Consider the following 24,671-nt stretch of genomic DNA (forward strand, 5'->3'; position numbering starts at 1 on the left):
TCAAAACGTATACGCGCTCGACCGATATAGAGCCATTGGCAGCATGACCGAGACGACAACTAGCTTGACTCGCGCCGATCGGCAAGGCCACATGCTCTTCGTCGCCGAAAACGGTACAGGCTGACCGACGCCGTACCGGCGGAATGCCTTATGGAGAGGGATTCGCCTGCGCGCTGAGACGCGCGCTCACCACGGCCAGAACATCGATGCGATGGACAGCGCCAGCGCCGCGCAAAGCGGCGAGTAATACAGCGAGTCCATCCGCGCGAAACGCGACCCGCGAATCCGCTTGAAGAAGCCGACGTAACGGAAATCGCCGACGGCCCGCACCGCGAAAATCAATGCGAGCGCAACGACCGCGAACGTGATCGCGCCGTGATACGGATTCAGCCCCAGCCAGCCGGCACGCGCGGCGACCACGCACGCGCCGCCCAGCAACGCCGCCGCGACGGCAAGCGTGCCGATGGCAGTCGGCCGCAGCAGCGGCACGCCGTCCTGCTCCGGAATGGCCGCTCCCTTGCCGCGCCGCCCGCCCAACGCCCAGTAGACGTGAATGAGTGCGATTGCGCAAAGCGTCGGCACGATGAAATACGCTCCGGTCATGGCGGTCAGTGTCCTCGTCTCGTTGTGTCGTTATTTCGATGTGTTGCCGGCAAGATTCCGGCGCGCGGCCTCGGCCCGCGACACACGTGACGATACCGAAACCCGGCGACGCATGCATTGCGACTTCCGGTCGCAACCCGCCACGACGCATGGTGCGATGCAGTGTGCGCGCGGGCACACGCGGGCCGGCCGCTTGACTTCCCTCCGCGCGCTACTACCCTGTTATTCCAGTACTGCGATCGATACGCCCCTGCGCGATCGGCCGCACGTGCATCGTTCGCCGCATCGCGCACCTGCACGACAACGATAACGAAGGCCATGGAGGCGACTCATGCTGATCGGTGTGCCGAAAGAGATCAAGAACCACGAATACCGTGTCGGCCTCACGCCAGCCGGCGCGCACGAACTGACGCGACACGGCCATCGCGTACTGGTGCAGCGCGGCGCGGGCACGGCGATCGGCCTGCTCGACCACGACTACACGGCCGCGGGCGCATCGCTCTGCGACGGCGCCGACGAAGTCTTCGCGCGCGCCGACATGATCATCAAGGTCAAGGAGCCGCAGCCGGCGGAATGCGCGATGTTGCGGCGCGGGCAGATCCTCTATACGTACCTGCATCTCGCGCCCGATCCCGAACAGGCGGCCGCGCTCGTGAAGTCCGGCGCCGTCTGCATCGCCTATGAAACCGTGACGGGCCCGGGCGGCGGCCTGCCGCTGCTGGCGCCGATGAGCGAGGTGGCCGGGCGCATGTCGATCCAGGTCGCGGCGACCCACCTCGAAAGCCCGCGTGGCGGGCGCGGTCTGCTGATGGCCGGTGTGCCCGGCGTGCCGGCCGCGCATGTCGTCGTGCTCGGCGCGGGCGTGGTGGGCACCGGCGCGCTGCAGATGGCGGTCGGCCTCGGCGCACGCGTCACCGTGCTCGACACCAACGTGAACCGGCTGCGCCAGCTCGACCTCGTGTTCGCCAACCGGATCACGACCGTCTGCTCGAATGCGCACACGATCGACGAAGCCGTGCGCGATGCCGATGTGGTAATCGGCGCGGTGCTCGTGCCGGGTGCGTCGGCGCCGCGGCTCGTCACGCGCGACATGATCGCGACGATGCGTACCGGGGCGGTCGTCGTCGACGTCGCGATCGATCAGGGTGGATGCTTCGAGACCTCGCATGCGACGACGCATGCGGACCCGACCTTCGTCGTCGACGGCGTCGTGCACTACTGCGTCGCGAACATGCCAGGCGCAGTCGCGCGCACGTCGACCTTCGCGCTGAACAACGCGACACTCGGGCATGCGCTCGCGCTCGCCGACAAAGGCTGGAAGCAGGCGATGACCGACGATCCGCATCTGCGCGCGGGGTTGAACGTGTGCGACGGACACATCACGTACGAAGCGGTCGCGCTGGCGCTCGGCCTGCCCTATGTGCCGGCGGCCGACGTGCTGGCATGACGTGACCGCACTCACGCATGGCTGATGGCTTTCGGCTGGCGGCACGCGCCGCCGGCCGCGTTCACTCGCCCCTCGCGCCGCTACGCTTCGACGCACCGTCCGCCCCCATCGTGCGTGCAAGCAGCGGCCTCAACTGCGCAAGCGTGCGCGTATTCAGCACGTCGGGCCGCGTGAGCCAGCCGCGCCGCGCCTGATCGACGCCGTACGCGAGATTGTCGAGTTCGTCCGTGCTGCACGCCTCCGAGCCGATCGCCACCGGCACGCCGGCCTTCGCGGCCTCACGGCACCAGATGTCCGGCAGGTCGAGCCGCCGCGGCTGTGCATCGAGTTCGACGAAGCAGCCGCGCGCCGCGGCGTGCGCGATCACGCGCGGCACGTCGAGTTCGCATGCCTCGCGCTCGCCGAGCACGCGGCCCGTCGGGTGCGCAAGAATCGTGAAATGCGGATGGTCCATCGCGCGCAGCATGCGCGCGGTCTGCGCGTCGCGCGACAGCGCGAAGCCGTCGCGTACCGCACCGACCACGAGATCGAGCCGGCCGAGCATCGCATCGGGCACATCGAGACTGCCGTCCTCGCGAATGCCGGCCTCCACACCCTTGAGCAGCGCGAAATCGTCGAACGACGCATTGACGCGATCGATCTCGTCGAGTTGCCGGGCCAGCCAGTCGAAGCTGTCGCGGCCGACGCCGGCATGCGGTGCCCGGTCGGTGATCGCCAGGTACGCGAACCCGCGTGCGCGTGCCGCATCGGCCATCGCGCGCAGGCTGTCACGGCCGGCCGATGCGTCGGTATGCGCATGCAGATCGCCGTGGACGTGCTTGCGCTCGACCAGCGCCGGCAGCGTGCCCGCGCGCGCCGCGTCGATCTCGCCGCGATCCTCGCGCAACTCGGGCGGCACGTCGTGCAGCCCGATCGCCGCATAGACCGACGCCTCGGTCGCGCCGGCGATCCGTTCGTCGCCGCGAAACACACCGTATTCGTTGATCTTCAACCCGTCGGCCTGCGCGATCCTGCGCAACGCGATGTTGTGCGCCTTCGATCCGGTGAAGTAGACGAGCGCCGCGCCGAACGCATCGGCATCGACGACGCGCAGGTCGACCTGCAATCCGCTGGCGAGCACGACGCTCGACTTCGTCTTGCCGTGCGCCAGCACGCGCGCAACCTCGCCATAGCCGACGAATGCTTCGGCGACGGCGACCGGATCGCGTGCGGTGACGAGGATGTCGAGATCGCCGACCGTCTCGCGGCGGCGGCGGAAACTACCGGCCGGCACGGCCTTGCCGACGCCCGCGATCGCGCGCAGGCGCGCGAGCAGCGGCAGCAGCGAGTGCGCCGCATCCGGCAGCAGGAAGCGTTGGGGGTCGCGCTTCAGCCGGTCGTCGATCGCTTCGAGCAGATGCGCTTCGGTTTTCGCGCCGAAGCCCGGCAGCTCGCGCACGTGCCCGCTCTTCGCTTCCGCGCGAAGCTGCTCGAGCGAATCGACGTGCAGCGCGTCATGCAGCGCCTTCACGCGTTTCGCGCCGAGCCCCGGCACGTCGAGCAGCTCGACGATCGCGCCCGGCAACGCATGGCGCAGCGTTTGCTGCAGCTCGCAGGTGCCGGTCGCGGCGATCTCGCGCAGCTTCGACGCGAGATCGGGCCCGATCGACGGAATCTTCCCGAGATCGTCGCCGTTCGCGATCATCGTCGGGATATCGCGCCCGTAGTCGGCAATCGTCCGTGCGGCGTTGCGATAGGCACGCACCCGGAACGGATTGGCGCCCTGGATCTCGAGCATGTCGGCGATCTCGGCGAACACGGCCGCACACCCGGCATTGTGGATCGGCATGATCGGCGTGGCTCCCTTCCACGTGGATGGCGCCGCGCGCGTGCGCGACGGCGTCTGCCCGCCCGGCGCCGCATGCTGACGCCGCCGGGCGCCCGTTCATCATCGTACGCCGGCCGCGTATCGCGTGCAGCGCCGTTGCGGTCGCGTCGTCGGAATCAGAGGGAGGCGCGCGGCGTCGTGGCGTAGTGCCGCTCGTAGATCGACTGGCAATGCGTGCAGCGTTCGGCGGCCGGGCGCGCCAGCAGGCGCTCGTAGCCGACCGAGCCGTCGCAGTCGATGCATTCGCCGTAGCTGCCGTCGCGCATCCGCTGCTGGGCGCGACCGATCGCGCGCAGTTCGGTCAGCTTCATGCCGATCAACGCATGATCGACGTCGACGAACAGATCCGCATTCGCCTCGTCGCCCTCGTCCGGCGCCGCGCCGGCAAGGTCTGCGTAGGATTCCGACGCGCGCTGGTCTTCGCTCGTGCGGATCTCCGCACGCAACGTCTGTTCGCTCTCGTTCAGCCGCTGTTTCAGCGTCTGCCGTTGTTGTTGGTCGAGCGCCATGGCCGTCTCTCCTGTTCCGGGTTCCGCGCGGAGCATTGCGGCGCGCGGTGTCGCGCCGGTGCGCGGCGGGCAGGCGTCACCGCCTGCCACCGTGTCCGGATGTGCGCCCGGAGACAACAAGTGCCGGACGCATTCGACGCAGGATAAACCCATTGAACACGCATGTGTAGACCGGAATCAGCGTGCACTGCAGCGTTCGGCATGCGTTTCGTGAAACTGGGGACGGACGCGAAATCACGACACGATCGCCAAGCGAAGCGACGCCGCCGATGGCGAGCGCAGGCTCAAACGCCGCGCCCGCCGCCGGCTTGCAACGACCCGGGTGGACTGCGGGCTCAGCGTACGTCCTCGCCGAGCCACTGCTTGCTGATCGCCCCGTACTCGCCGTCCTTGAGCATCGTATCCAGCGCGGCGTTGATCGCATCCAGCAGTTTCGGGCTGTCCTTGCGCACCGCGATCCCCATCTTCTCCGGATACAGCAGCGGCCCGGCGGGCTTCGCATCGACATGCTTGTCGCGTATCGTCAGGATGCCCGCAATGCGGTCCGTCACGAATCCTTCGATACGGCGGTTCTGCAAGTCGATCAGGATGTCGGGCAGCCCCTTGTAGGTCTTCACCTGCACGTCGGGCCGATTCTTGCGCAGCCACGCCTCGTACGTTTCGCCGAGCGTGACACCGATCACCTTGCCCTTCAACTGCCCGATGTCCTGCACCGTGCTGCCCTTCGGCACGAAGAGTTGCGCGCCCGAACGATAGTACGACCGCGTGAAATCCACGGCCTTCAACCGTTCGTCGGTGATGGCCAGGCTGCCGATCACGGCGTCGTACTTGCCGGCCAGCAACCCGCCGACGATGCCGTCCCAGGCGGTCATGACCGGAACCGGCTTCGCGCCAAGCCGGTTCGCGACGCGGTTGCCGATATCGACGTCGAAGCCGGTCAGCTTGCCCGACTCGTCGATGAAACTGAAGGGCGGATACTTGCCGGTCAGCGCGAACGTCAGGTTGCCGGTCTGCCGGACCCTGTCGAGATCGTCGGCGTGCGCCGCGACGCTGGCGGCACCGATGAGCGCCGCGCAGGCCACCCTCGTCAATCGTTGCATCAAAGTCATTTCCAGTCTCCAGAATGTCGATTTGATCGTGAATCGAACGCATCGAGGCGTTCGACGTGGCATCGCGCGGTCACTCGCGCTGCGCGACCTCGAACAACGCGGCGGCGCCCTGCCCGCCGCCGATGCACATCGTGACGACGACACGGCGTACGCCACGTCGCGCCCCTTCGAGCAACGCATGCCCGACCATCCGCACGCCGGTCATCCCATAGGGATGACCGAGCGCAATGCTTCCGCCGTTGACGTTGACGGTTTCATACGACAGTCCGAGCGCATCGACGCAATGCACGACCTGCGACGCGAACGCTTCGTTGAGTTCCCACAGGTCGATATCGGCAGCAGACAGACCCGTGCGCGCGAGCAGCTTGTGGACGGCCGGCACGGGGCCCACGCCCATCTCGTCGGGCCGGCAGCCGGCGACCGCGCACGCGATCATGCGTCCGAGCGGCGGTGCGTCCAGCGTCCGCAACATCGCACCGGATACGACCGCGCAGGCGGCCGAACCGTCCGCGAGCGCACAGGCATTGCCGGCCGTCACGGTGCCCCCGTCACGCACGGTATCGAGCGCGGCCAGCGCGTCGGCCGACGTACCGGGGCGCCTGCACTCGTCTTCGCTCACGCGCAGCGTGCGCGGCACGCTGTCGCCGCTCGCCTTGTCCCGCTCGAGCTTGCACACGTCGACCGCGACGATTTCGTCGCGCAGCCAGCCCGCTTGGGCCGCATGCGCCGCACGATGCTGGCTGAACGCCGCATAGTCGTCCTGTGCGCGACGTGACACGCGATATCGACTCGCGACCACATCCGCCGTCTCGACCATCGGCATATAGGCGTCGGCGTGTCGGGCCAGCAACTGTTCGTCCTGCTGACGATAGCGATTCATGTTGGCGTTCTGGACGAGGCTGATCGATTCGACGCCACCCGCCAGAATCGCGTCGGCTTCGCCGCCGGCGATTCGCGCCGACGCCATGGCAACCGCCATCAGTCCCGACGCGCATTGCCGGTCGACCGTCATGCCCGCTACGCTGACGGGCAGATCCGCCGCCAGCGCCGCCATCCGGCCGACGTTGTAATACTGCGTGCCTTCCGGCAATGCGCAGCCGAGCATCACGTCGTCGATCCGTTCCGGATCGAGACCGCTGCGCGCCACCGCGGCGCGTAACGACAGGGCCGCAAGGGTCGGAGACGTCGTGTCGTTGAACGCGCCGCGAAACGCACGCCCGATCGGCGTCCGTGCATATCCGACGATCCATGCGTCGCGATCGGTGTACGTCATGCGGCCTCCCTGGCAACGGTGAAGTCGGCATCGGTCAGGTTCCGGATGTCCGCCACGCTCATCGCCCCCAGTCGCTCGACCAGCGTCAGCCCGTCCGCGTCGCACCGGAATACCGCGTGTTCGGTAATCACCATCGCGACACGGCGCCGGGCCGTGAGCGGCAACGTACAGTGCTCGACGATCTTCGGCCGGCCGTTCTTGTCGGTGTGCGGCATCGTCACGATCACGCGGCGCGCCTTCTGCGCGAGTTCCGCGCCGCCGCCGATACCGGCCACGAGGCCGCCCGGCACGAGCCAGTTCGCGAGGTCGCCGTAGGCCGACACCTGCAACGCGCCCAGGAACGTGATGTCGACCAGCCCGCGCCGGATCATGCCGAACGACTCGGCGCTGTCCACGATCGCGCCACCCGGCACGACCGACACATAGCCGCCGCCGGCATCGATCAACTCGCGGTCGAGATCGGCCGCGCGCGCGAGCGCACCGACGCCGACGATGCCGTTCTCCGAGTGGATCCAGGCGGCAGGCGGATCGCCGAGATACGACGGAATCAGGGTCGGCAGGCCGATGCCGAGGTTGATCAGTTGCCCACGCGCCACCTCGCGCGCGGCCCGGCGCGCGATCACGTGGCGCGGGTCAGCGCTGGATCGGCTGGTATTCATCGCTGTCTCCGTCGATCTGGATGAGGCCGTGCACGTGAATGCCCGGCGTATGGATGTCGTCGGGTGCCATGGGTGTCGCGTCGACGACGCGTGCCTCGACCAGCACCCGATCCGCGGCCATCGCCATCAGCGGCGAAAAGTTGCGCGCCGCACCGCGATAGCGCAGATTGCCGCTGGGATCGGCCCGGTCGGCGCGAAGCAGAGCGAAATCCGCATGCAGCGCGGATTCGAAATACAGCGTCCGCCCATCGACCGAAATCGTCTCGCGTGTCACGCCGAGTTCCGGCGGCAGTTCGATGTCGGTCACGACGCCGGGCAGGCCGACACCCGCACAGCGAATGCGTTCGGCGAACAACCCCTGCGAAAAGAATTCGACCTGCAGCGCGCCGGACAGGTAGGCGCGCCGCGCGGGCCCGCTCAAGCCGAGATGCGTCGTCAGCAGCCGACGCACGACACCGGCCTCGATCAGTCGCGACACGCCGTAGTTGTCCTGGTTCGCGTCGTTCTTGATGATCGTCAGATCGCGCTTGCCTTGACGTTGCAACTCGGCGAGCAGCGAGAACGGCGTGCCCGGCGACCCGAAACCGCCGACCATGATCGACGCGCCGTCCGGGATCGGTGCGACCGCGTCGGCCAGTTGCATGCGCTTGTCCATGCGTGAATCCCTCATCGCCCGAGCGTCCGGAATGCCCGGTCGAGCCGCTCGACGATCTCGTCGCATTGCGCACGCGTCGTGATCAGCGGCGGTGCGATCAGCGTATGGTCGCCGGTTTCGCCCATCAACGACTTGCGCGGGTAGACGATCACACCCTGTTCACGCGCGGCGCGCGTCACCTGCTCGCCGAACCGGAGCGACGGGTCGAACGGGGTTTTCGCGTCGCGATCCGAGACGTACTCGATCGCCTGCAGAAAGCCGCGTCCGCGCACGTCGCCGATGAAGTCGTGCCGCGTCGCGAGATCGTCGAGCAGGTTGCGCAGGTAGTCGCCGGTCACGGCCGCGTTCTCCACCAGCCCCTCGCGTTCGATCACGTCGATCACGGCCAGCGCCGTCGCGCTCGCGAGCGGATTGCCGGCGTAGGTATAACCGTGCTGGAATCCGCCCGACGCCAGGATCGGGTCGGTCAGCTCGGCCCGGGTGACGATCGCCGACGTCGGGTAGTACCCGGCGCCGAGCCCCTTCGCGACACACAGGATGTCGGCGTCGACGTTCCAGTGCTGAAAGCCGAACCAGCGCCCGGTGCGGCCGATGCCCGTCATCACTTCGTCAAGAATCAGCAGGATCCCGTGCCGCGAGCATATTTCGCGGATACGCGTGAAATACGCATCGTGCGGCACTTCGGCGCCCGTGCTCGCGCCGCCGATCGGCTCCGCGACGAAGGCGGCCACCCGTTCGGCACCGACTTCGCGAATCGCGGCGTCGAGTTCGTCCGCGCAATCGAGCGCATGCTGTTCCGCAGTCTTGCCGGCAGGCACGCGATACTGCGTCGGCGAAGCGACCTTCGGATAAAGCTGGATCATCGGCTCGAACGGCCGGGTAAGCGGCGTGTAGCTCGTCATCGCGAGCGCGCCCATCGTCGAGCCGTGATAGGACGGCTGACGCGCGATGAACACGCTGCGCGCCGGCTCACCGCGGCATACCCAGTACTGGCGTGCGAGCTTCAATGCCGATTCGACGGACTCCGAGCCGCCGCTGGAGAAGAACACGCGATCGAAACGGCCGCCGGCGAGGCCGACGAGTTTCTCCGCGAGTTCCACGGCAGGCTGGTTCTCGAACTGTGTGCGGTACGAGAACGCGACCTTGTCGAGCTGCGCGAGCATCGCGTCGCGGACAGCCGGATGGCCGTGTCCCAACTGGGCCACGATGGCACCGGAACACGCGTCGATGTGACGATTGCCGTCCGTGTCCCATGCATAGATGCCTTCGGCGCGCGCGATGGTCGGCAGCTGCACGGCAGACTGATAAAAGAGATGGTCGCTCATTGACGTCCTTTTCGGGTTGCGTAAGGTAATTCGAGGTCGCGCGCACTCACCGGATGTCGGCGAGGAACGCCTGGGTCCGTTCGTGCGACGGCCGATGAAAGATCTCGGACGGGCAGCCGTCCTCGACGATCCGGCCGTCGGCCATGAAGACGACGCGATCCGCCACGCGCTCCGCGAACCGCATCTCGTGCGTGACGACCATCATCGTCATGCCGGCCTTTGCCAGCCGCTCCATGACCGCCAGCACGCCGCCGACCATCTCGGGGTCGAGTGCCGACGTCGGCTCGTCGAACAGCATGGCGTCGGGCTTGAGGACCAGCGCCCGCGCAATCGCGACGCGCTGCTTCTGGCCACCGGACAGATTGCCGGGATACACATCCTGCTTGTCGAGCACGCCGACCTTGTCGAGCAGTTCCCTCGCTTCGTCGCGCGCCTGCGCGGCCGCCATGCCGAGCAGCTGCATCGGCGCGAGCGTCAGGTTTTCGAGCACGGTCAGGTGCGGGAACAGGTTGAAATGCTGAAACACCATGCCGACCTTCATCCGCATCGTATTCAGGTAACGCTCCTGGGCACCGTGTCCGCGGGCGGGATCGTTGACGAGACTGCCGAGCACCCTCACCTCGCCCCGCGTCGGCGTCTCGAGATGATTCACGCAACGCAGCAGCGTGCTCTTTCCCGATCCGCTCGGGCCAATCAGCACGACCACCTCGCCCTTGCGAACCTCGAGTGATATGCCTTTCAACACCTCGAGCGCGCCATAGGTCTTGTGGATGTCGTGCAGGACGATCTGCGGCTGGGCCCCGTTCATGCGCGACCTCCCTTCAGGATCAGACGCTGTTCGAGCTGGCGCAGCGCCATGCTCGTACCGGTGGTCAGCAATGCATAGATCATGGCGCAGGCGAAATAGAGTTCGAATGGCTTGAAAGTCGCGCCGACCAGTTGCTGCGTGCGCATGAACAGCTCCGCGAGCGTAATGGTCGACACGAGCGACGTGTCCTTGGTGAGAATGATCAGGTTGTTGCCGAGCGGCGGCACGATCAGCTTGAGCGCCTGGGGCAGCACGACGAGCCGCATCGTGCGTGCGGCGCCAAAGCCCAGCGACCGCGACGCCTCGATCTGCCCATGCGGAATGGCGAGGATGCCCGCCCGAATCGTCTCCGCGTTGTAGGCGCCGACGTTGAGCGCCAGACCGATCACGCCGGACGTGAACGGCGACAGTTCGATGCCGAACTGGGGCAGCCCGAAATAGATGATGAAGAGCTGCACGAGCAGCGGCGTCGAGCGGATCAGCCAGATGTAGGCGCTCGTGGCATCACGCAGCACACGATGGCGCGACAGTCGGCCGAGCGCGGCGCCAAGGCCGATGACCAGGCCGAATACGGTGGCGAGCAGTGTCAGCTCCACCGTCACGGCGGCCGCTTCGAACAGCATCGGCAGGTACTTGAACACGAGATGGAAATCGAACATGGCATGGCGGACAGCGCGCTGCGCGGCGGCGCAACGGCGCTGAAGGTGTCTCCGTAAGATGAGTGACCGATTTGATTCATCATCTGCCGACGGCTCGAAAGCCAATACAGCAAAAGGAACCGGCCTGTTGCTTGACTGGATCGCAGTCTCGCTTTGAATTATTTTTCGGTCAATATATGATCTTTTTTAATCAATTGATTGACCGGAGCGAACATGCGGAGCGACTTCAGCCTGCGCGACATCGAAATCTTCCATGCGATCGCCACGGCCGGCTCCACACGGCAAGCGGCCGTTCAACTGGGCATCACGCAATCGGCAGTCAGTCATGCCCTCGCGAGGCTGGAGGACAGCCTGCGCATCCGGCTGTTCGCGCGCGAGAACCAGCGCCTGCAGATCTCGCCGGCCGGCCGCTACATGCTCGACGAGGCCGTGCAGTTGCTCGACCGGCTGAATCGCATCGAAGAGGAAATTTCGCTATTGCAGGACAACGGCGTCGCGTCGCTGCGCATCGGTTGCGCGCCGGGGCTGTGCCACAGCTTCGGGCCCCGGCTCGCGCAGCAGTATGCGCAGGCGCATGACGGCACAGGTGTCGCGCTCGACGTCGCCGCGAGCGGACGGCTCATCTCGGATGTGGAAGGCGGTCGCCTCGATCTCGCGATCGTGTCCTACGAGATCCACGAACCGGGCCTGATCTTCGTGCCGGTGTTCGGCGCGAAGATGGTCGCGCTGCTGACACGCAAAAACCGGCTTGCCGCGCGCAAGCTGCTGACCTACGACGATCTTGCCGATCAGCAGTACATCAAGCCGATCCAGTCCGACCATCTGATCTACGACGACTCAAGCGATCGCCGGCGGCTCGGTTACGAATTGCGCGTCAGCATGAGTTCGCTCGGCGAAGTCATCCGGCTCACCGACGGCGTCAGTCTGCTCAATGCGCTGACCGCGGCCGACCTGTGCGCGAACCGCGAACTGGTTGCGCGTCCGTTCGATTCGAGCCAGTGGTTCAATTTCTACCTCGTTCACCAGCATGCGCTGAAGAACAATCCGGCCGTGCGCGACGTGCTCGACATCGCGCAAGCGTGCGTCAGGGATACCGCCGAGCGCTCGGCCTATCCCGACGCGTTCGTGATGCGCTGACGCGCGTTCCCGCCGCCGCGCGCCGCGATGTGGAGCACGGCACGCGTGATGGGCCAGCGCGATGGCACGCCGTACTCGAATTCGCCGCTGACGGAATGCCCGGCCGTCGGTCAGAACGCGTTGCGCCCGATGAAGCCGCGCACGACCGTCAACAGGATGATCTTGATGTCGAACCAGAAGCTCCAGTTCTGCATGTAGAACAGATCGAACTTCACGCGCGCTTCCATCGCCTCGACCTTGCGCGTCTCGCCACGATAGCCGTTCACCTGTGCCCATCCGGTGATGCCGGGCCGCACGCGATAGCGATACATGTAGCAGTCGATCAGTTGCCGGTAGAAATCGTCGTGTTCGATCGCATGCGGACGCGGACCGACGACCGACATCTGCCCGAACAGCACGTTGAAGAACTGCGGCAGTTCGTCGAGCGACGTGCGCCGCAGGAACGCGCCGACGCGCGTGATGCGCGAATCGTTGCGCGACGCCTGCCGCACGACGCCAGGCTGGTCGCGATGCACGCGCATCGTCCGGAACTTCAGGATGTCGAACTCGCGGCCGTCGACGCCCTTGCGGCGCTGCCTGAACAGCACGGGCCCCGGCGACGACAGCTTGACCGCGATCGCCAGCATCGACAGCAGCGGCAGCAACGGAATCAGCACGCCGAACGCGAACAGCCGGTCGAACGCGAACTTCGCCCACAGCTCCGGCGCCGAGCGCGGCGTGGTCGCGAGATTGATCGCCGGCATGCCGAGCACGTCGGTCGCCGAGCGATCGACCACGGCCATCTGGCGCACGTCGGGCAGCAGCCGCAGTTCCACGAACTCGTCGCGCAACTCGCGGACGATGCGCTGGATCCGCCATTCGTGCGACATCGGCAGCGTGAGCCAGACCTCGTCGATCTCGCCGCCGCGAATCAGGTCGCGCAACGCGTTCCAGTCGTCGATCACCGGCACGCCGCCGATGCCGCCGGAGGCTGCCTGCGCATCGTCATCGAATACGCACACCGCCGCGAACGGGCCCTGCGGCGCAAGTTGCATCCGCTCGACCGCGACACGCCCGTACGCGGTTGCACCGACCACCGCGACACGGCGCTGCCGCGCGCGCGGGTCGTCGCGCGTCAGCGCGAGCGCCAGCAGCGCGGCGCGGCCGAGCAGCAGCGCGGCGTCGCCGGCCAGCACCGTACGCACGATCCAGCGTGTCGTGACCGTGCCGCCGCGGTTCATGATCCACGTCGCGGCGGCCACCGTCAGCACGCTGGCGCAGACGAGCGCCACCATCGTCTGCGTCAGCGCATGCGTGCCGCCTTGCGGCGCCACGCTGCCGCGCACGGTGCGCAGATAGCGCGGCAGCAATGCCACGGTCAGCACGCACAGCAGCGCGATCGCGCCGCGCTGCGCGTCGGACAGCTCGCGCCACGCGAGGCCCGACGCCGCCTGCGCCGCGAGCGCGCCTGCCAGCACGAGCACGACGTCGGTCGCCGCGATCGCGGCACGCCGTATCGCATTCGTTCCACCGGACCTCGACTGCATCGTCACGCACCATGCGCCGGGAACCCGCAACGCCCCTCCGGCATGCGGGGGCGAACCGGCGTCGGCGTCGGCCGCGCCGTCCCGCGCGTGCCGAGCAACCTGCGATAGTCGGCGCGAATCAGGTCGTAGCATTCACACGCGTGATGTTCGAGGCCGTCGCGGTCGAGCACCGTGATGCGGCCGCGGCGCTGCCGGATCAATCCGGCTTCCTGCAGGTTGCCGGCCGCTTCCGTCACGCCTTCGCGCCGCACGCCGAGCATGTTCGCGATCGTCTGCTGCGTGACGGCCAGTTCGTCGCCGTCAATGCGATCGTGCGCAAGCAGCAGCCAGCGGCTGAGCTGCTCGCTGACTGAGTGATGCCGGTTGCACAGCGCGCTGCGCGAAATCTGCGCCATCGTCGCCTGGCAGTAGTTCAACAGCAGACGGTAGGTCGCCGGCGATCGCTCGAATTCGGCGCGCATCACGCAGCTCGGCACGCGATAGGCCATCCCGCCGATGCGCACCTCGACCCGGTGCGACACCGAGGCGCCGCCGGCCAGCGTGGCCAGCCCGACCACCCCCTCTCGGCCGATCTGCGCCACCTCGACCATCGCACCGTCCTCCATCAGGTGCTGCACCGACATCATTGCCGTCGTCGGGAAATGCACGTGGCGCATCGGCTCGCCGACCCGGTCGAGTGCCCCGGCCTTGACCCTGACCAGTTCAAGATGCGGCGCCATGGTGCGGATGCTGTCCTCCGGGAGGGCTGCGAGGATGGCATTCGCCGAGTAGCTCGAGTGAAGATGAAGCATGTCTGTATCCCTTTTATTGTCCGCACCGCCTGCTGCCGCGTGCACGGAACTCGTTATCGCAATGCGCGCCCGGACGTTCACAGCGGTTGCGGCCCACAACCCTGATTCCGACCGACCATCGGCTTGTCGCCGCCGGATCGAGTCGACCGTCCCGTTTCGACACGCCAGCCCGAATAAGCGATTTACGTGCCAATACATGCCCATCCTTAATATGTGAATCACGCCGGATTTAGATCGCCCGAATAATCGGCTAGAAAACAAAAAACCGTCTCATTTCCGGACACTCTTCCGGTCCTTGGACACTGCACGCCATTTGACTGATCATTTCTTTTGCATCGAGCCGAGGCAACCAAACCGGCGCCGCGAGGCTTGTCGTTCATATACTTACAGTCTATTTTCAATTGTTTACATGACGTCCCCGACTACGCTCAGCGGAGACACCCCACCCCACACGGTCGTTTGAAACTGTCTCAAATTTGAATCGACGCACTAATTCAATACTCTGTCATCCATCGCACACTTCGCATGTAACACACTGATTTTTCATCAAATTCTTGCGAGCACCATTTATTTGTCAAATAATGTTCAATGCCCGCCACGTACTCTCCCCGCGCGATGCGCGCCGCCGCTCGATTGATTCACGGCTGACACCGAATGAATCGCCGCCGTCGCATTCTGTTTTCAGATGATTAATTCCGGCGAAATGAATCATTAAATCCGGATAACGTTTGCACTCAGGCAAAAATCGTCAAACTTTGTGAAATGACGCAATGTGCAATTGATCTAATTCAATAGCGTGCTAGCCTTTTCACCAGTACCGTCACTCCATTCATGACGAACACAAGTCCGCACGAGCGTGCGAATTCCCCTTTCCGGGGTATCGCCGCGACGACGCGCGACCGCCACCCTACGAGGATGCGCCGTGACTCACCAGGCCCCTGACGCCGTCGCGCACGCGAACGGCATGATCGAGCTTTCCCACAGCTTCGACGCGAACCGGTTTCTCGCGGCCATCGACCGCGACGAGCTCGCGACGCTGGCGCCCCACCTTCAACTCGTCCACCTGAAATCGGGGCAGGTGCTCTGCGAACCCGGCGAAATGCTCGCCGCGGTCTACCTGCCCGTCACGACCGCGATTTCGCTGCAGTACGTGTCGTCCGGTGGCATGACGCTGGAAGTGGCGGAGATCGGCAGCGAAAGCGTGGTATGCGACGACGTGATCGGCGGCAGCGGCCGGATGCCCTGCCGGGCCGTCGCCTGCCGCGACGGGTTCGTCTACCGGCTCGACCGGCGCATGTTCGCCGCCGCGTTCGATGCGTCGCCGGTGATCCGCCATCTCGTGTTCGTCTGCGTGCGGCTGCTGATGGCACAGGTCTCGCAGATCACGTTCTGCAGCCGTCATCACGTGCTCAAACATCAGCTATGCAGATGGTTCCTGCTGGCATACGACCGCACGCGCAGCATCGAGATCCAGGTGACGCACAGCATGCTGGCGCAGATGCTCGGCGTGCGGCGCGAGACGGTGACCGATGCGGCCGGCGAAATCCAGAAGCTGGGCCTGATCCGGCAATACCGGAGCTCGATCGAGCTCGCCGACCTCGACGGCCTCGAAAAAATGTCGTGCGGCTGCCGGGCGATCGTGCGCGACGAGATGAAGCGCATCCTGTCGGCCGACTCGGGCGTGCCGGCCGCATCGCGCACCTGACCGGCCCGCCTGCGCGGCGCGGCGCTTCGTTGCGCGGGGTTAGCTCGGGGTTAGCTGTTTGTAGGGTGGCGAACAGAACGCAGTGTCTGCCAATGGTCTACTGATGCCGGACTGCCGGGGGGACGTCAGCGCGTATCGCGCGTCTGCCCGAGCGGACGACACCACGCACGCCGGAGCAGCACGTGAAAAACGAAATCAGAACCATCCTGAAGCACGTCGCCCACCTCGAAGCCGCGATCGATTCGATCGGCGACGGGGACGACCTCTACGAAGCAGGCCTCTCCTCGCTCGACACGATCCAGCTGATGCTCGCGATCGAGAAGCAATTCAACATCGAGATTCCCGACGAGATGCTGAACCGCAACCTGTTCCGCAGCATCGATGCGCTCGCGGACACGATCGCCACGCTGCAACGCACCGAGCATTCCGCATGAGCGCGCCGCTTCCCGAACTCGCGGCCGACAGCGATTCGCGTCGGCTCGACGAGGCCGCGCATGCCGTCGCACAGATCGCCGCGCAGCACGCGGACGCGGTCGACCGCGACGCGCGCTGCCCCGTCGAGGCGATCGAGGCGATGCGCGCGCGCCGCCTGCTCGGCGCGATGGTGCCGACCCATCTGGGCGGCGCTGGCGCGTCGCTGGAAGACATCGTGTCGGCCTGCTCGATTCTCGGCCAGGCCTGCGCGTCGTCGGCGATGGTGTTCGCGATGCACCAGATCCAGGTCGCGTGCATCGTCGATCACGCAGCCGACCAGGGCTGGCACAAGCTGTTCCTGCAGCAGCTCGTGCGCCACCAGTGGCTGCTCGCATCGGCCACGTCGGAAGACGGCGTCGGCGGCAACCTGCGCGCGAGCCAGTGCGCGCTCGAAACCGACGGCGGCGAGTTCCGGCTGCGCAAATCCGCGCCGACGATCTCGTACGGCGACTATGCGGACGGCATCCTCGCGACCGCACGACGCGATGCGGACGCGCCGGCTTCCGAGCAGGTGCTCGTCACGCTGCTGCGCGACGGCTACACGCTCACCCGCCGCGGCGAATGGGACACGCTCGGGATGCGGGGCACCTGCAGCAACGGTTTCGAGCTCGACGCGCAAGGCGCTGCCGTCCAGTGCCTGCCGGTGCCGTTCGCGAAGATCGCCGAGGAAACGATGGTGCCGGTATCGCACATCCTGTGGGCCGCGGTATGGATCGGCGTGGCCGGCGACGCGTTCCATCGCGCCCACCAGTTCTTCCGCGCGCAGGCACGCCAGACCGACGGCGCACCGTCGCCCGCGTCGCGGCGCATTGCCGAATCGCTCGCGCTGATGCAGGCGATGCAGGCCCGCGTCGACAACGTGCTGCGCCTCCATGCGAATGCGACGGCGCGCTCGTGGTCGGCCGGCATGGCCTGGGCCGCCGAGATCAACACGCTGAAGACCTACGTGTCGACGACCGCGCTGGAAGTCGCGCACCAGGCCATGATGATCTGCGGGATGGCCGGCTACAAGCAAGGCACGCCGTTCAGCATCGGCCGCCACATTCGCGACCTGCACGCGGCGCCGCTGATGATCAACAACGACCGCATTGCCGCCAATACCTCGAACCTGCTGCTCGCGCTGCGTCCTGCGACGCTGGAGAAACATTCGTGAACGATCGCCTTGCCGTGCCCTCCTCCGCCTCCGCTCCCGCCGACGCGCCGCTCGACCGCGCGGGCGTCAACCCGCTGCGCGACGAACTGATCGACGCGGGCCTGCTGGTCTCGACCGGCATCCAGGGCCTGTTCGGCCGCAGCGAACGGTTCGAGCGCGTCGTCGAAGCGCTCGATGCGTTCGTCACGCGCATCGGTGCCGACCAGCAGGCGGAAGTGCTGCGCTTCCCGCCGGCGATGAGCCGCACCGAGTTCGAGCGCAGCGAATACATGAAGAGCTTCCCGCAGCTCGCGGGCAGCGTGCATGCGTTCTGCGGCGACGAGCGCCAGCACCAGCGCGTACTGCAGTGCCTCGATCGCGGCGACGACTGGACGGAAAGCCAGAAACCCACCTACGTCGTGATGACGCCGGCCGCGTGCTACCCCGTCTATCCGGTCGTCGCGCGCGCGGGCGCGCTGCCGGCGGACGGGCGGATCGTCGACGTCTTCTCGTACTGCTTCCGCCACGAGCCGTCGCTCGATCCGACCCGGATGCAGCTGTTCCGGATGCGCGAATACGTGCGGATCGGCACGCCCGAGCAGATCGTGTCGTTCCGCGAGACGTGGATCGAACGCGGCACGCGGATGATCGAGGCGCTGCGCCTGCCCAACGCGATCGATCTCGCGAACGATCCGTTCTTCGGGCGCGGCGGCAAGATCGTCGCGAACAGCCAGCGCGAGCAGAACCTGAAGTTCGAGCTGCTGATCCCGATCGAGCACGACGGTCGCCAGACCGCCTGCCTGAGCTTCAACTACCACATGGATCATTTCGGCCTGCTGTGGGACATCCGCACCGCGACGGGCGACGTTGCGCACACGGGCTGCGTCGGCTTCGGCCTCGAACGGCTCACGCTCGCGCTGTTCCGCCATCACGGCTTCGACCTCGACGCATGGCCGCGCGAAGTCCGCGACGTGCTGTGGGGCACGCCATGAGATTCGTGTCCCGCGACGGCGAAGACGCGTCGTTCGAGGATGTGCGCCACCGCGCGCGCCACTACCGGCCGCATCCGCTGCACAGCCAGGAGATGGTCTGGAAACAGACCAACTGCTACGTCGACATGTGGCTCGAGGTGCTCCGGTGGTGGGGCTTCAATCCGTACGCGGCGCTGCCGTTCACGATTGCGCTCGACTTCGAGGGCGACCAGTTCACGTTCTTCAAGTTTCCGCACGACGAACTGGAGCGGCTGTACGGCATCGTCGTGCAGGAGCACTCGATCTACGAACCGCTCGACCTGCACATCGAGACGCAGGTCGCGCGCGGCCACCTGATGATCGTCGAAGTCGACGCGTGGTTCCTGCCCGATACGCGCGGCAGCAGCTACCGCACGCAGCACACGAAGACGACGATCGGCATCGATGCGATCGACCGCGCGAAGCGCCAGATCGGCTACTTCCACAACAGCGGCTATTACGTGGCCGAGGATTTCGACTACAACGGGCTCGTCGGCGGCAGTTCGCCGATGACGCTGCCGCCGTACGTCGAATGCGCGAAGCGGCGGTTTGCGCCGCTCGACGAGCGCGCGCTGTGCGAAACATCGCTCGCCGCGCTGCAGCGCCACCTGCGGCGCCTGCCGGTGGTCGACCCGATCGCCGCGTTCCGGCGGCAGTTGCAGACCGACGCGCGGACGCTCGCCGACTCACCGCTCGAGCACTTCCATGCCTACTCGTTCAATTCGGTTCGGCAGCTCGGTGCGAATTTCGAACTGTTCGGCCACTACGCGCGCTGGCTGCAAGCCAGCGGCTGCGTCGGGCCGTTCGCCGAGATCCGCGCCGCGTGCGATCGCATCGCGTCCGAAGCGATGGTGCTGGAATTCCGGCTCGCGCGCGCCTGCGCGCGCGGCAAGGAGGAGCACGGCGACTCGACGCTCGAAGCGATCGAGGCCGCGTATGCGGATGTGGTCGCCTGCGCGCGGCAGATCGGCTTGCCGCTGCGGCACCTGACGCCCGTACATAGCGACACTGCGGCACCCGTGCCGGTCATGCGGTGACGCGCACGCGTGCCCTGCCCGCGTGGTCGATGCTGGCGACGGCCGCGGGCGCCGCACGGGAACCGCGCGACCTCCCGACCGCCGGCGCCGACTGGATCCCGGCGACCGTGCCCGGCACGGTCGCGCAGTCGCTCGCGCTCGCCGGCCGGCTCGACGAGGCCGAATCGCTCGACGAGCGCGACCACTGGTACCGGATCGAACTGCGCGGACACGGGCCGCGCGTGCTGCGCTTTCACGGCCTTGCGACGCTCGCGCAAGCGTGGCTCGACGACACCCCGATCCTCCGCTCCGACAGCATGTTCGTCGCGCACGACGTATCCGTGTCGCTCGATGGCACGCACCGGCTGACCCTCTGTTTCCGCGCGCTCGCGCCGCACCTGCACGATACGCGCGCGCCGCGCCGCGCGCGCTGGCGCACGCGGCTCGCGGAGCCGGCGGCACTGCGCACGATCCGCACGTCGCTGTTCGGGCACATGCCCGGCTGGTTTCCGCCGCATGTGCCGACCGGCCCGTGGCGGCCCGTGGACGTGCTCGATCCGGCCGACGGCCCCGTTCTCGTCGAATGCGACCTGCATGCGCGCATCGAAGGCGACACGGGCTGGCTCGACGCGGAACTGACGTTCGCCGCACCGCTGCCCGACGCGCTCGCGGCACGGCTGTCGTGCGGCAAGCACCACGCCACGCTCGAACGGGCCGGACCCGACCGTCTGCGCGCAAGCGTCGCGGTGCCCGGCGTGCGCCTCTGGTGGCCGCATACGCACGGCGAGCCGGTGCTGTACGACATTGCACTGCATATCGGTGACGAGCGGCGGCCGCTCGGCGCAACGGGTTTCCGCACGATCGAGGTCGACGCCAGCGCGGACGGCAAGGGTTTCGGGCTGCGCATCAACGGCGTGCCCGTGTTCGCGCGCGGCGCGTGCTGGAGCAGCGCCGCGCCGCTCGCGCTGCACGCGGACGACGCCACCTACGCCCGCCTGCTCGGGCTCGCGCGCGAAGCCGGCTTCAACATGATCCGCGTCGGCGGCACGATGGCCTACGAGGCCGATGCCTTTCACGCCTGGTGCGACCGGCTCGGGCTGCTGGTCTGGCAGGATTTCATGTTCGCGAACTTCGACTATGCGCTCGACGATCCCGCGTTCGCGGACAACGTCGATCGCGAGGCGCGGCAGTTCCTCTCGCGTCACGGCGCATCGCCGTCGCTTGCCGTACTGTGCGGCGGCAGCGAGATCGCGCAACAGGCCGCGATGTCCGGGCTCGGACCGAAGCAGCGCTTCCTCGAGTTGACCGCCGACCGGCTGGCCGGCCTTGCGGCCGCATGCCGGCCCGACGTCCCGTACGTGCCCGATTCGCCCGACGGCGGCGTGCTGCCGTTCGCGCCGCGCGAACGCGTGTCGCACTACTACGGCGTCGGTGCGTACCTGCGCCCGCTCGACGACGCGCGCCGCGCGGACGTGCGCTTCGCGAGCGAATGCCTCGCGTTCTCGAACCTGCCGTGCGATGCGACGCTCGCCGAGCTCGGCTGGCCCGGCGTGCACGAGCCGCGCTGGAAGGCCGCCGTGCCGCGCGACCCCGGCACGTCGTGGGATTTCGAGGACGTTCGCGACCACTATCTGCAGACCCTCTACCACGTCGCACCCGACCGGCTGCGGCGCGAGGATCCGGCGCGCTACTTCGAGCTGTCGCGCGCGGTGATCGCAGACCTGATGCGCGACACGTTTTCCGAATGGCGTCGCACCGGCTCGCGCTGCGCCGGCGCGCTCGTCTGGCAATTCCTGGACGTGATGCCGGGTGCCGGCTGGGGCGTGATCGACGCCGCGCACCGGCCGAAATCGGCGTGGCATGCGTTGCGCCAGGTCCTGCAACCCGTGCAGGTGCTGCTCGTCGACGAAGGCTTGAACGGGCTCGACGTGCATGTCGTCAACGAGCGCCCCGCGCCGCTGTCGGCAACGCTCGAGCTGGTCGCGCTGCGCGACGGCCGCACGCCGGTCGCGCGGACCGGCTGCCCGGTACGGATCGCGGCGCACGACACGGTGCGAATCGGCTCGGCCGAGTTGCTCGGCCGCTTCTTCGACTGGACCTATGCGTACCGCTTCGGGCCCTGCGAACACGACACCGTCGTCGCAACGCTACGCGCCGCCGACGACGGCATGCTGCTGTCTCAGGCGTTCCATTTCCCGTCCCGCACGCACCCTGCCGTGCTGGTTCGCCGCGAACTCGGGCTGGAGGCGTGCGTGTCGCGCACCGGCGACACGTGGCACGTCGACATCGACACACGGCACGTTGCACGCCATGTGCAGATCGATGCGCCGGGCTTCATGCCGCGCGACGACTGGTTCCATCTCGCGCCCGGCACGCCGGCGCGTGTCGTGCTCGTTCCGCTCGAAATGGGCGGGAAGAACGGGGCCGCGGCCGATGGGCCGCCAGTGGTGGAAATCCGGGCCGTGAACGCCGCACGCGCGGTGCGCGCCACGCAGGCCGGTTGACGCGACGCTCGCGGCTGCCGAAAGCCGCGAGCGCCCCGGTCGAATCTCAGTCGGACGAGCCCGTCCCGCGCGGCCGCTCGATTCCGTAAGCCTCCATCCAGCGATACAGCGTCGCACGCGACACGCCGAGCTCGCGGGCCGAAGCCGCGACGCGCCCGCGCGTGCGCAGCAGTGCGGTTTCGATCGCCTCGCGCTCGATCGACTTGCGGATGTCGGCCACCGACGGTGACGCGGCATCGAGACAGTATTCGAGTTCGAGATCCTGCGCGGTAATCAGGCGCCCTTCCGTCATCACGACCGCGCGGCGCACGCGGTTGATCAGCTCGCGAACATTGCCGGGCCAGTCGTGCTTGTAGAGCGCCGTGATCGCATCCGTCGAGAAGCCGCGCACGCGATGGCGCGCATCGCCGCGAAAGCGCTCGAGCATGTGATGCGCGAGCAGTTCGATGTCCTTGCCACGCGCGCGCAGCGGCGGCTGGTCGATACGCATCACGCACAGACGATGGAACAGGTCCGGCCGAAAGCGTCCTTCCTCCATTGCACCGCGCAGGTCGACGTGCGTCGCCGATACGATCCGGACATCGACCGGCACCGGATCGCTGCCGCCCAGGCGATGGATCGCGCGCTCCTGCAGAAAACGCAGCAGGCTCGCCTGGCTCTCGTGCGGCAGGTCGCCAATCTCGTCGAGCAGCAGCGTGCCGCCGTTTGCCGCTTCGACATAGCCGATCTTGCGCGCGTTCGCGCCGGTAAACGCGCCGCGCTCATAGCCGAACAGTTCGGACTGCAGCAGATGCGGCGGAATGGCCCCGCAGTTGACCGCAACGAACGGGCCGTTGCGGCGCTCCGAATGGCGATGGATCGCGACGGCCGTCAACTCCTTGCCGGTGCCCGTTTCGCCGAACACGAACACCGGTGCATCCGTGCGTGCGAAGCGACGCACCGTGTCGAACAGCCGCAGCATCGCGCTGCAGGTGCCGACGATACCTTTCTCCTCCGATTCGAGACGTTCCCGGTCGCGCGCGAACAGGCACTCCATCCCGTATGCATGGCCGACCGTATCGGCGATCCGCTGGTGCGATGCGGGCAACGTGACGTAATCGAAGCAATAGTCGCGCAACAGCGCGCGCACGTTCGGCGAAGCGGTCTGACCGGCGTCGACGAGTGCGACCCAGACGACGTCGCGCATCGACGCGCAGGTCGACGCGATGCTGCCGATCGCGTCGGCATGGCCGCCGCTGAGGTCGAGGATGCCGCAGGTGATTTCGCCGGACGTTTCGCGCAGGTCGCTCGCCTGCGCGACGATCGACACTTTCCAGTCGCGTCGCGCCAGTTCCTTTCGCAGCATGACGGACGGCGACTGCGTCCAGTAAATCAGCGGACGCTGCCCGTTACCACTCCCCGCGCCGGCGCTCTTATCGCGCGTTATTGGCATATTCATAGCGAACCATCACTTTCTCCACTCCGCGAACCGTTCGCGTGCGCTGCGGCCGGCGGCGCATGGCCGCCTTTCCGCGCTGCGTTTCCGCAGCTTTGGCGAAGATCGAAACTGCACACGGCGAGAGCCCCCGGAGGTCGAGCCGGATGTCATCCGGCCTCGTTGTCATCGAACTCGAAGGGAACGCGCGGCTGCGGGAGCCACGACGTCCCCGCTTTGAGGCGACCCGCCATCCAGGCGGAGCGCGTCGGCAGACGGGAATGCCGTCGGCATGTGCGTCACGTCGTACACGACAGGTGCGCCCGATGCTGAACCGAATGGCCGCCAACCCGCTGCCGGAATGACCGCCGCATCCCATCCGCTTCTGAATTTACACCCCGTTTGGAGATGGTCTTGTTACCAAAAGATAAACCTGAATCAACCGGTTACGCGACTGGTCGCCCCGCACTACACGCGTTTGACCACTGAGATTTGATTATCTATGAGCATTCCAGTCAATCAGTGGCAAATACTACTTTTCCGCAAAATGGGGGGTGGCCGATTGCCCGTGATTTCCATCGAAATCCCCAGGAAAGGCCGGCACCGCGCTCCACTCACCGCATAATCGCGCGCGCCGCCGGACGGCCGCATCGTATCGCGATGGCGCACGGCTCGCTCATCCCCCGGTCGACCGTTACACGCCGTAATCAACCGCCCCCCATCGCGCATCGAATTTCGCGGCGCCGACGCGCGGAGAAGCGCATGTCGCTCGCGCCGGTCGTCCTCCGGCGCATCGTCGCGGCCACGCGTGAGACCGGTTGTGCCGGCACCGATCTCCCGCAGTGCAGCATGACGGTTCGACGCGCCACGCATAGGCCCACCGCGACTGTGCGTTGCACTCCGTCGGCGCGAATGCGGCCAGCACCTGGTCGCAATTGGCCAGGCCGCACCGCGCGACTGCCAGCAGCACCCACAGCAGATCGGTGCGGTGGCGCATGCGGTCAGACAACGGCATGCGGATGAAGGACGTGTACGCCGCACGGGCACG

General features: G+C 67.0%; 21 protein-coding genes. 8 read left to right on the plus strand and 13 right to left on the minus strand.

Translation table 11 applies throughout. From position 1 onward, the window contains the following. Nucleotides 1-186: 186 nt before the first annotated feature. On the minus strand, nt 187-603 hold the full coding sequence (locus BDO18943_RS10215; RefSeq protein ID WP_175022186.1) for a DUF3995 domain-containing protein: 417 nt from the start codon (nt 601-603) through the stop codon (nt 187-189). Nucleotides 604-934: 331 nt separating this feature from the next. On the opposite strand from BDO18943_RS10215, the gene ald reads away from it, so the two are divergent. Then, entirely contained in the window at nt 935-2,050 is a 1,116-nt protein-coding gene (ald, locus tag BDO18943_RS10220) for an alanine dehydrogenase (protein ID WP_175022187.1), read from the plus strand. A gap of 61 nt (nt 2,051-2,111) precedes the next feature. Here the strand turns inward: ald and polX are convergent, their stop codons facing one another. The 9 genes from polX to BDO18943_RS10265 all read right to left on the minus strand — a co-directional run bounded on the left by polX (nt 2,112) and on the right by BDO18943_RS10265 (nt 10,914). Continuing rightward, nucleotides 2,112-3,878 (minus strand): DNA polymerase/3'-5' exonuclease PolX, encoded by a 1,767-nt coding sequence (gene polX / locus BDO18943_RS10225; protein ID WP_175022188.1) that lies wholly within the window; start codon nt 3,876-3,878, stop codon nt 2,112-2,114. A 155-nt stretch (nt 3,879-4,033) separates the two neighbouring features. Continuing rightward, the gene (locus BDO18943_RS10230) at nt 4,034-4,426 is read right to left on the minus strand and encodes a TraR/DksA family transcriptional regulator (protein WP_043183498.1); all 393 of its coding nucleotides are present in this window, start codon (nt 4,424-4,426) and stop codon (nt 4,034-4,036) included. A 335-nt stretch (nt 4,427-4,761) separates the two neighbouring features. Further along, nucleotides 4,762-5,535, minus strand: coding sequence for an ABC transporter substrate-binding protein (locus BDO18943_RS10235; RefSeq protein WP_235995908.1), 774 nt, complete (start codon nt 5,533-5,535; stop codon nt 4,762-4,764). Nucleotides 5,536-5,605: 70 nt separating this feature from the next. After that, nucleotides 5,606-6,808 (minus strand): thiolase family protein, encoded by a 1,203-nt coding sequence (locus tag BDO18943_RS10240; RefSeq protein ID WP_175022189.1) that lies wholly within the window; start codon nt 6,806-6,808, stop codon nt 5,606-5,608. Beyond that, nucleotides 6,805-7,467 carry a 3-oxoacid CoA-transferase subunit B gene (locus tag BDO18943_RS10245; RefSeq protein WP_235995910.1) on the minus strand — a complete coding sequence of 221 codons (663 nt, stop codon included), beginning with the start codon at nt 7,465-7,467 and terminating at the stop codon, nt 6,805-6,807. Before BDO18943_RS10245 ends, BDO18943_RS10240 begins: the two co-directional genes overlap by 4 nt. Beyond that, nucleotides 7,442-8,122 (minus strand): CoA transferase subunit A, encoded by a 681-nt coding sequence (locus BDO18943_RS10250; RefSeq protein WP_175022190.1) that lies wholly within the window; start codon nt 8,120-8,122, stop codon nt 7,442-7,444. The genes BDO18943_RS10245 and BDO18943_RS10250 overlap by 26 nt, the downstream gene beginning before the upstream one ends. An 11-nt stretch (nt 8,123-8,133) precedes the next feature. Next, entirely contained in the window at nt 8,134-9,447 is a 1,314-nt protein-coding gene (locus tag BDO18943_RS10255; RefSeq protein WP_175022191.1) for an aminotransferase family protein, read from the minus strand. A 46-nt stretch (nt 9,448-9,493) separates the two neighbouring features. Further along, entirely contained in the window at nt 9,494-10,255 is a 762-nt protein-coding gene (locus BDO18943_RS10260; protein WP_175022192.1) for an amino acid ABC transporter ATP-binding protein, read from the minus strand. Beyond that, a complete protein-coding gene (locus tag BDO18943_RS10265) occupies nt 10,252-10,914 on the minus strand; it encodes an amino acid ABC transporter permease (protein WP_043183487.1) in 663 nt (220 codons plus the stop codon). Before BDO18943_RS10265 ends, BDO18943_RS10260 begins: the two co-directional genes overlap by 4 nt. A gap of 213 nt (nt 10,915-11,127) precedes the next feature. Between BDO18943_RS10265 and BDO18943_RS10270 the strand changes: the two genes are divergently transcribed. After that, nucleotides 11,128-12,051 (plus strand): LysR family transcriptional regulator, encoded by a 924-nt coding sequence (locus BDO18943_RS10270; RefSeq protein ID WP_043183486.1) that lies wholly within the window; start codon nt 11,128-11,130, stop codon nt 12,049-12,051. Between the two features lie 110 nt (nt 12,052-12,161). On the opposite strand, the gene BDO18943_RS10275 is transcribed toward BDO18943_RS10270, so the two are convergent. Together BDO18943_RS10275 and BDO18943_RS10280 are read right to left on the minus strand one after the other, a co-directional pair. After that, nucleotides 12,162-13,577, minus strand: a complete 1,416-nt coding sequence (locus BDO18943_RS10275; protein ID WP_175022193.1) for an undecaprenyl-phosphate glucose phosphotransferase — start codon at nt 13,575-13,577, stop codon at nt 12,162-12,164. A gap of 2 nt (nt 13,578-13,579) precedes the next feature. Continuing rightward, nucleotides 13,580-14,368, minus strand: a complete 789-nt coding sequence (locus BDO18943_RS10280; RefSeq protein ID WP_175022194.1) for a Crp/Fnr family transcriptional regulator — start codon at nt 14,366-14,368, stop codon at nt 13,580-13,582. A gap of 922 nt (nt 14,369-15,290) precedes the next feature. Between BDO18943_RS10280 and BDO18943_RS10285 the strand changes: the two genes are divergently transcribed. The 6 genes from BDO18943_RS10285 (at nt 15,291) to BDO18943_RS10310 (ending at nt 22,209) form a co-directional block, all read left to right on the plus strand. Continuing rightward, nucleotides 15,291-16,073: a Crp/Fnr family transcriptional regulator gene (locus BDO18943_RS10285; protein ID WP_043183483.1), complete on the plus strand. Its 783-nt coding sequence runs from the start codon at nt 15,291-15,293 to the stop codon at nt 16,071-16,073. 182 nt (nt 16,074-16,255) lie between these two features. After that, nucleotides 16,256-16,507, plus strand: a complete 252-nt coding sequence (locus tag BDO18943_RS10290; RefSeq protein WP_006490451.1) for an acyl carrier protein — start codon at nt 16,256-16,258, stop codon at nt 16,505-16,507. Then, a complete protein-coding gene (locus tag BDO18943_RS10295; RefSeq protein WP_175022195.1) occupies nt 16,504-17,700 on the plus strand; it encodes an acyl-CoA dehydrogenase family protein in 1,197 nt (398 codons plus the stop codon). Before BDO18943_RS10290 ends, BDO18943_RS10295 begins: the two co-directional genes overlap by 4 nt. After that, nucleotides 17,697-18,671 (plus strand): amino acid--[acyl-carrier-protein] ligase, encoded by a 975-nt coding sequence (locus tag BDO18943_RS10300; RefSeq protein ID WP_175022196.1) that lies wholly within the window; start codon nt 17,697-17,699, stop codon nt 18,669-18,671. The genes BDO18943_RS10295 and BDO18943_RS10300 overlap by 4 nt, the downstream gene beginning before the upstream one ends. Continuing rightward, complete coding sequence (locus BDO18943_RS10305) at nt 18,668-19,726, plus strand: DUF1839 family protein (protein ID WP_043183477.1); 1,059 nt, start codon at nt 18,668-18,670, stop codon at nt 19,724-19,726. The genes BDO18943_RS10300 and BDO18943_RS10305 overlap by 4 nt, the downstream gene beginning before the upstream one ends. Then, nucleotides 19,723-22,209 (plus strand): glycoside hydrolase family 2 protein, encoded by a 2,487-nt coding sequence (locus BDO18943_RS10310; RefSeq protein ID WP_175022197.1) that lies wholly within the window; start codon nt 19,723-19,725, stop codon nt 22,207-22,209. Before BDO18943_RS10305 ends, BDO18943_RS10310 begins: the two co-directional genes overlap by 4 nt. Before the next feature lie 46 nt (nt 22,210-22,255). Here BDO18943_RS10310 and BDO18943_RS10315 read toward each other — a convergent pair whose 3' ends face one another. After that, nucleotides 22,256-23,647, minus strand: coding sequence for a sigma-54 dependent transcriptional regulator (locus BDO18943_RS10315; protein WP_043183473.1), 1,392 nt, complete (start codon nt 23,645-23,647; stop codon nt 22,256-22,258). Nucleotides 23,648-24,671 lie beyond the last annotated feature (1,024 nt).

The organism is Burkholderia aenigmatica (assembly GCF_902499175.1).
Taxonomy (GTDB): domain Bacteria; phylum Pseudomonadota; class Gammaproteobacteria; order Burkholderiales; family Burkholderiaceae; genus Burkholderia; species Burkholderia aenigmatica.

Coding starts and splice junctions, on each gene's coding strand:
- BDO18943_RS10255 (WP_175022191.1), bottom strand. CDS start 9,447: ATGAGCGACCATCTCTTTTATCAGTCTGCCGTGCAGCTGCCGACCATC.
- BDO18943_RS10265 (WP_043183487.1), bottom strand. CDS start 10,914: ATGTTCGATTTCCATCTCGTGTTCAAGTACCTGCCGATGCTGTTCGAA.
- BDO18943_RS10240 (WP_175022189.1), bottom strand. CDS start 6,808: ATGACGTACACCGATCGCGACGCATGGATCGTCGGATATGCACGGACG.
- BDO18943_RS10245 (WP_235995910.1), bottom strand. CDS start 7,467: ATGAATACCAGCCGATCCAGCGCTGACCCGCGCCACGTGATCGCGCGC.
- BDO18943_RS10305 (WP_043183477.1), top strand. CDS start 18,668: ATGAGATTCGTGTCCCGCGACGGCGAAGACGCGTCGTTCGAGGATGTG.
- ald (WP_175022187.1), top strand. CDS start 935: ATGCTGATCGGTGTGCCGAAAGAGATCAAGAACCACGAATACCGTGTC.
- BDO18943_RS10250 (WP_175022190.1), bottom strand. CDS start 8,122: ATGGACAAGCGCATGCAACTGGCCGACGCGGTCGCACCGATCCCGGAC.
- BDO18943_RS10260 (WP_175022192.1), bottom strand. CDS start 10,255: ATGAACGGGGCCCAGCCGCAGATCGTCCTGCACGACATCCACAAGACC.
- BDO18943_RS10280 (WP_175022194.1), bottom strand. CDS start 14,368: ATGCTTCATCTTCACTCGAGCTACTCGGCGAATGCCATCCTCGCAGCC.
- BDO18943_RS10295 (WP_175022195.1), top strand. CDS start 16,504: ATGAGCGCGCCGCTTCCCGAACTCGCGGCCGACAGCGATTCGCGTCGG.
- BDO18943_RS10270 (WP_043183486.1), top strand. CDS start 11,128: ATGCGGAGCGACTTCAGCCTGCGCGACATCGAAATCTTCCATGCGATC.
- BDO18943_RS10315 (WP_043183473.1), bottom strand. CDS start 23,647: ATGAATATGCCAATAACGCGCGATAAGAGCGCCGGCGCGGGGAGTGGT.
- BDO18943_RS10230 (WP_043183498.1), bottom strand. CDS start 4,426: ATGGCGCTCGACCAACAACAACGGCAGACGCTGAAACAGCGGCTGAAC.
- BDO18943_RS10215 (WP_175022186.1), bottom strand. CDS start 603: ATGACCGGAGCGTATTTCATCGTGCCGACGCTTTGCGCAATCGCACTC.
- BDO18943_RS10275 (WP_175022193.1), bottom strand. CDS start 13,577: ATGCAGTCGAGGTCCGGTGGAACGAATGCGATACGGCGTGCCGCGATC.
- BDO18943_RS10235 (WP_235995908.1), bottom strand. CDS start 5,535: ATGACTTTGATGCAACGATTGACGAGGGTGGCCTGCGCGGCGCTCATC.
- polX (WP_175022188.1), bottom strand. CDS start 3,878: ATGCCGATCCACAATGCCGGGTGTGCGGCCGTGTTCGCCGAGATCGCC.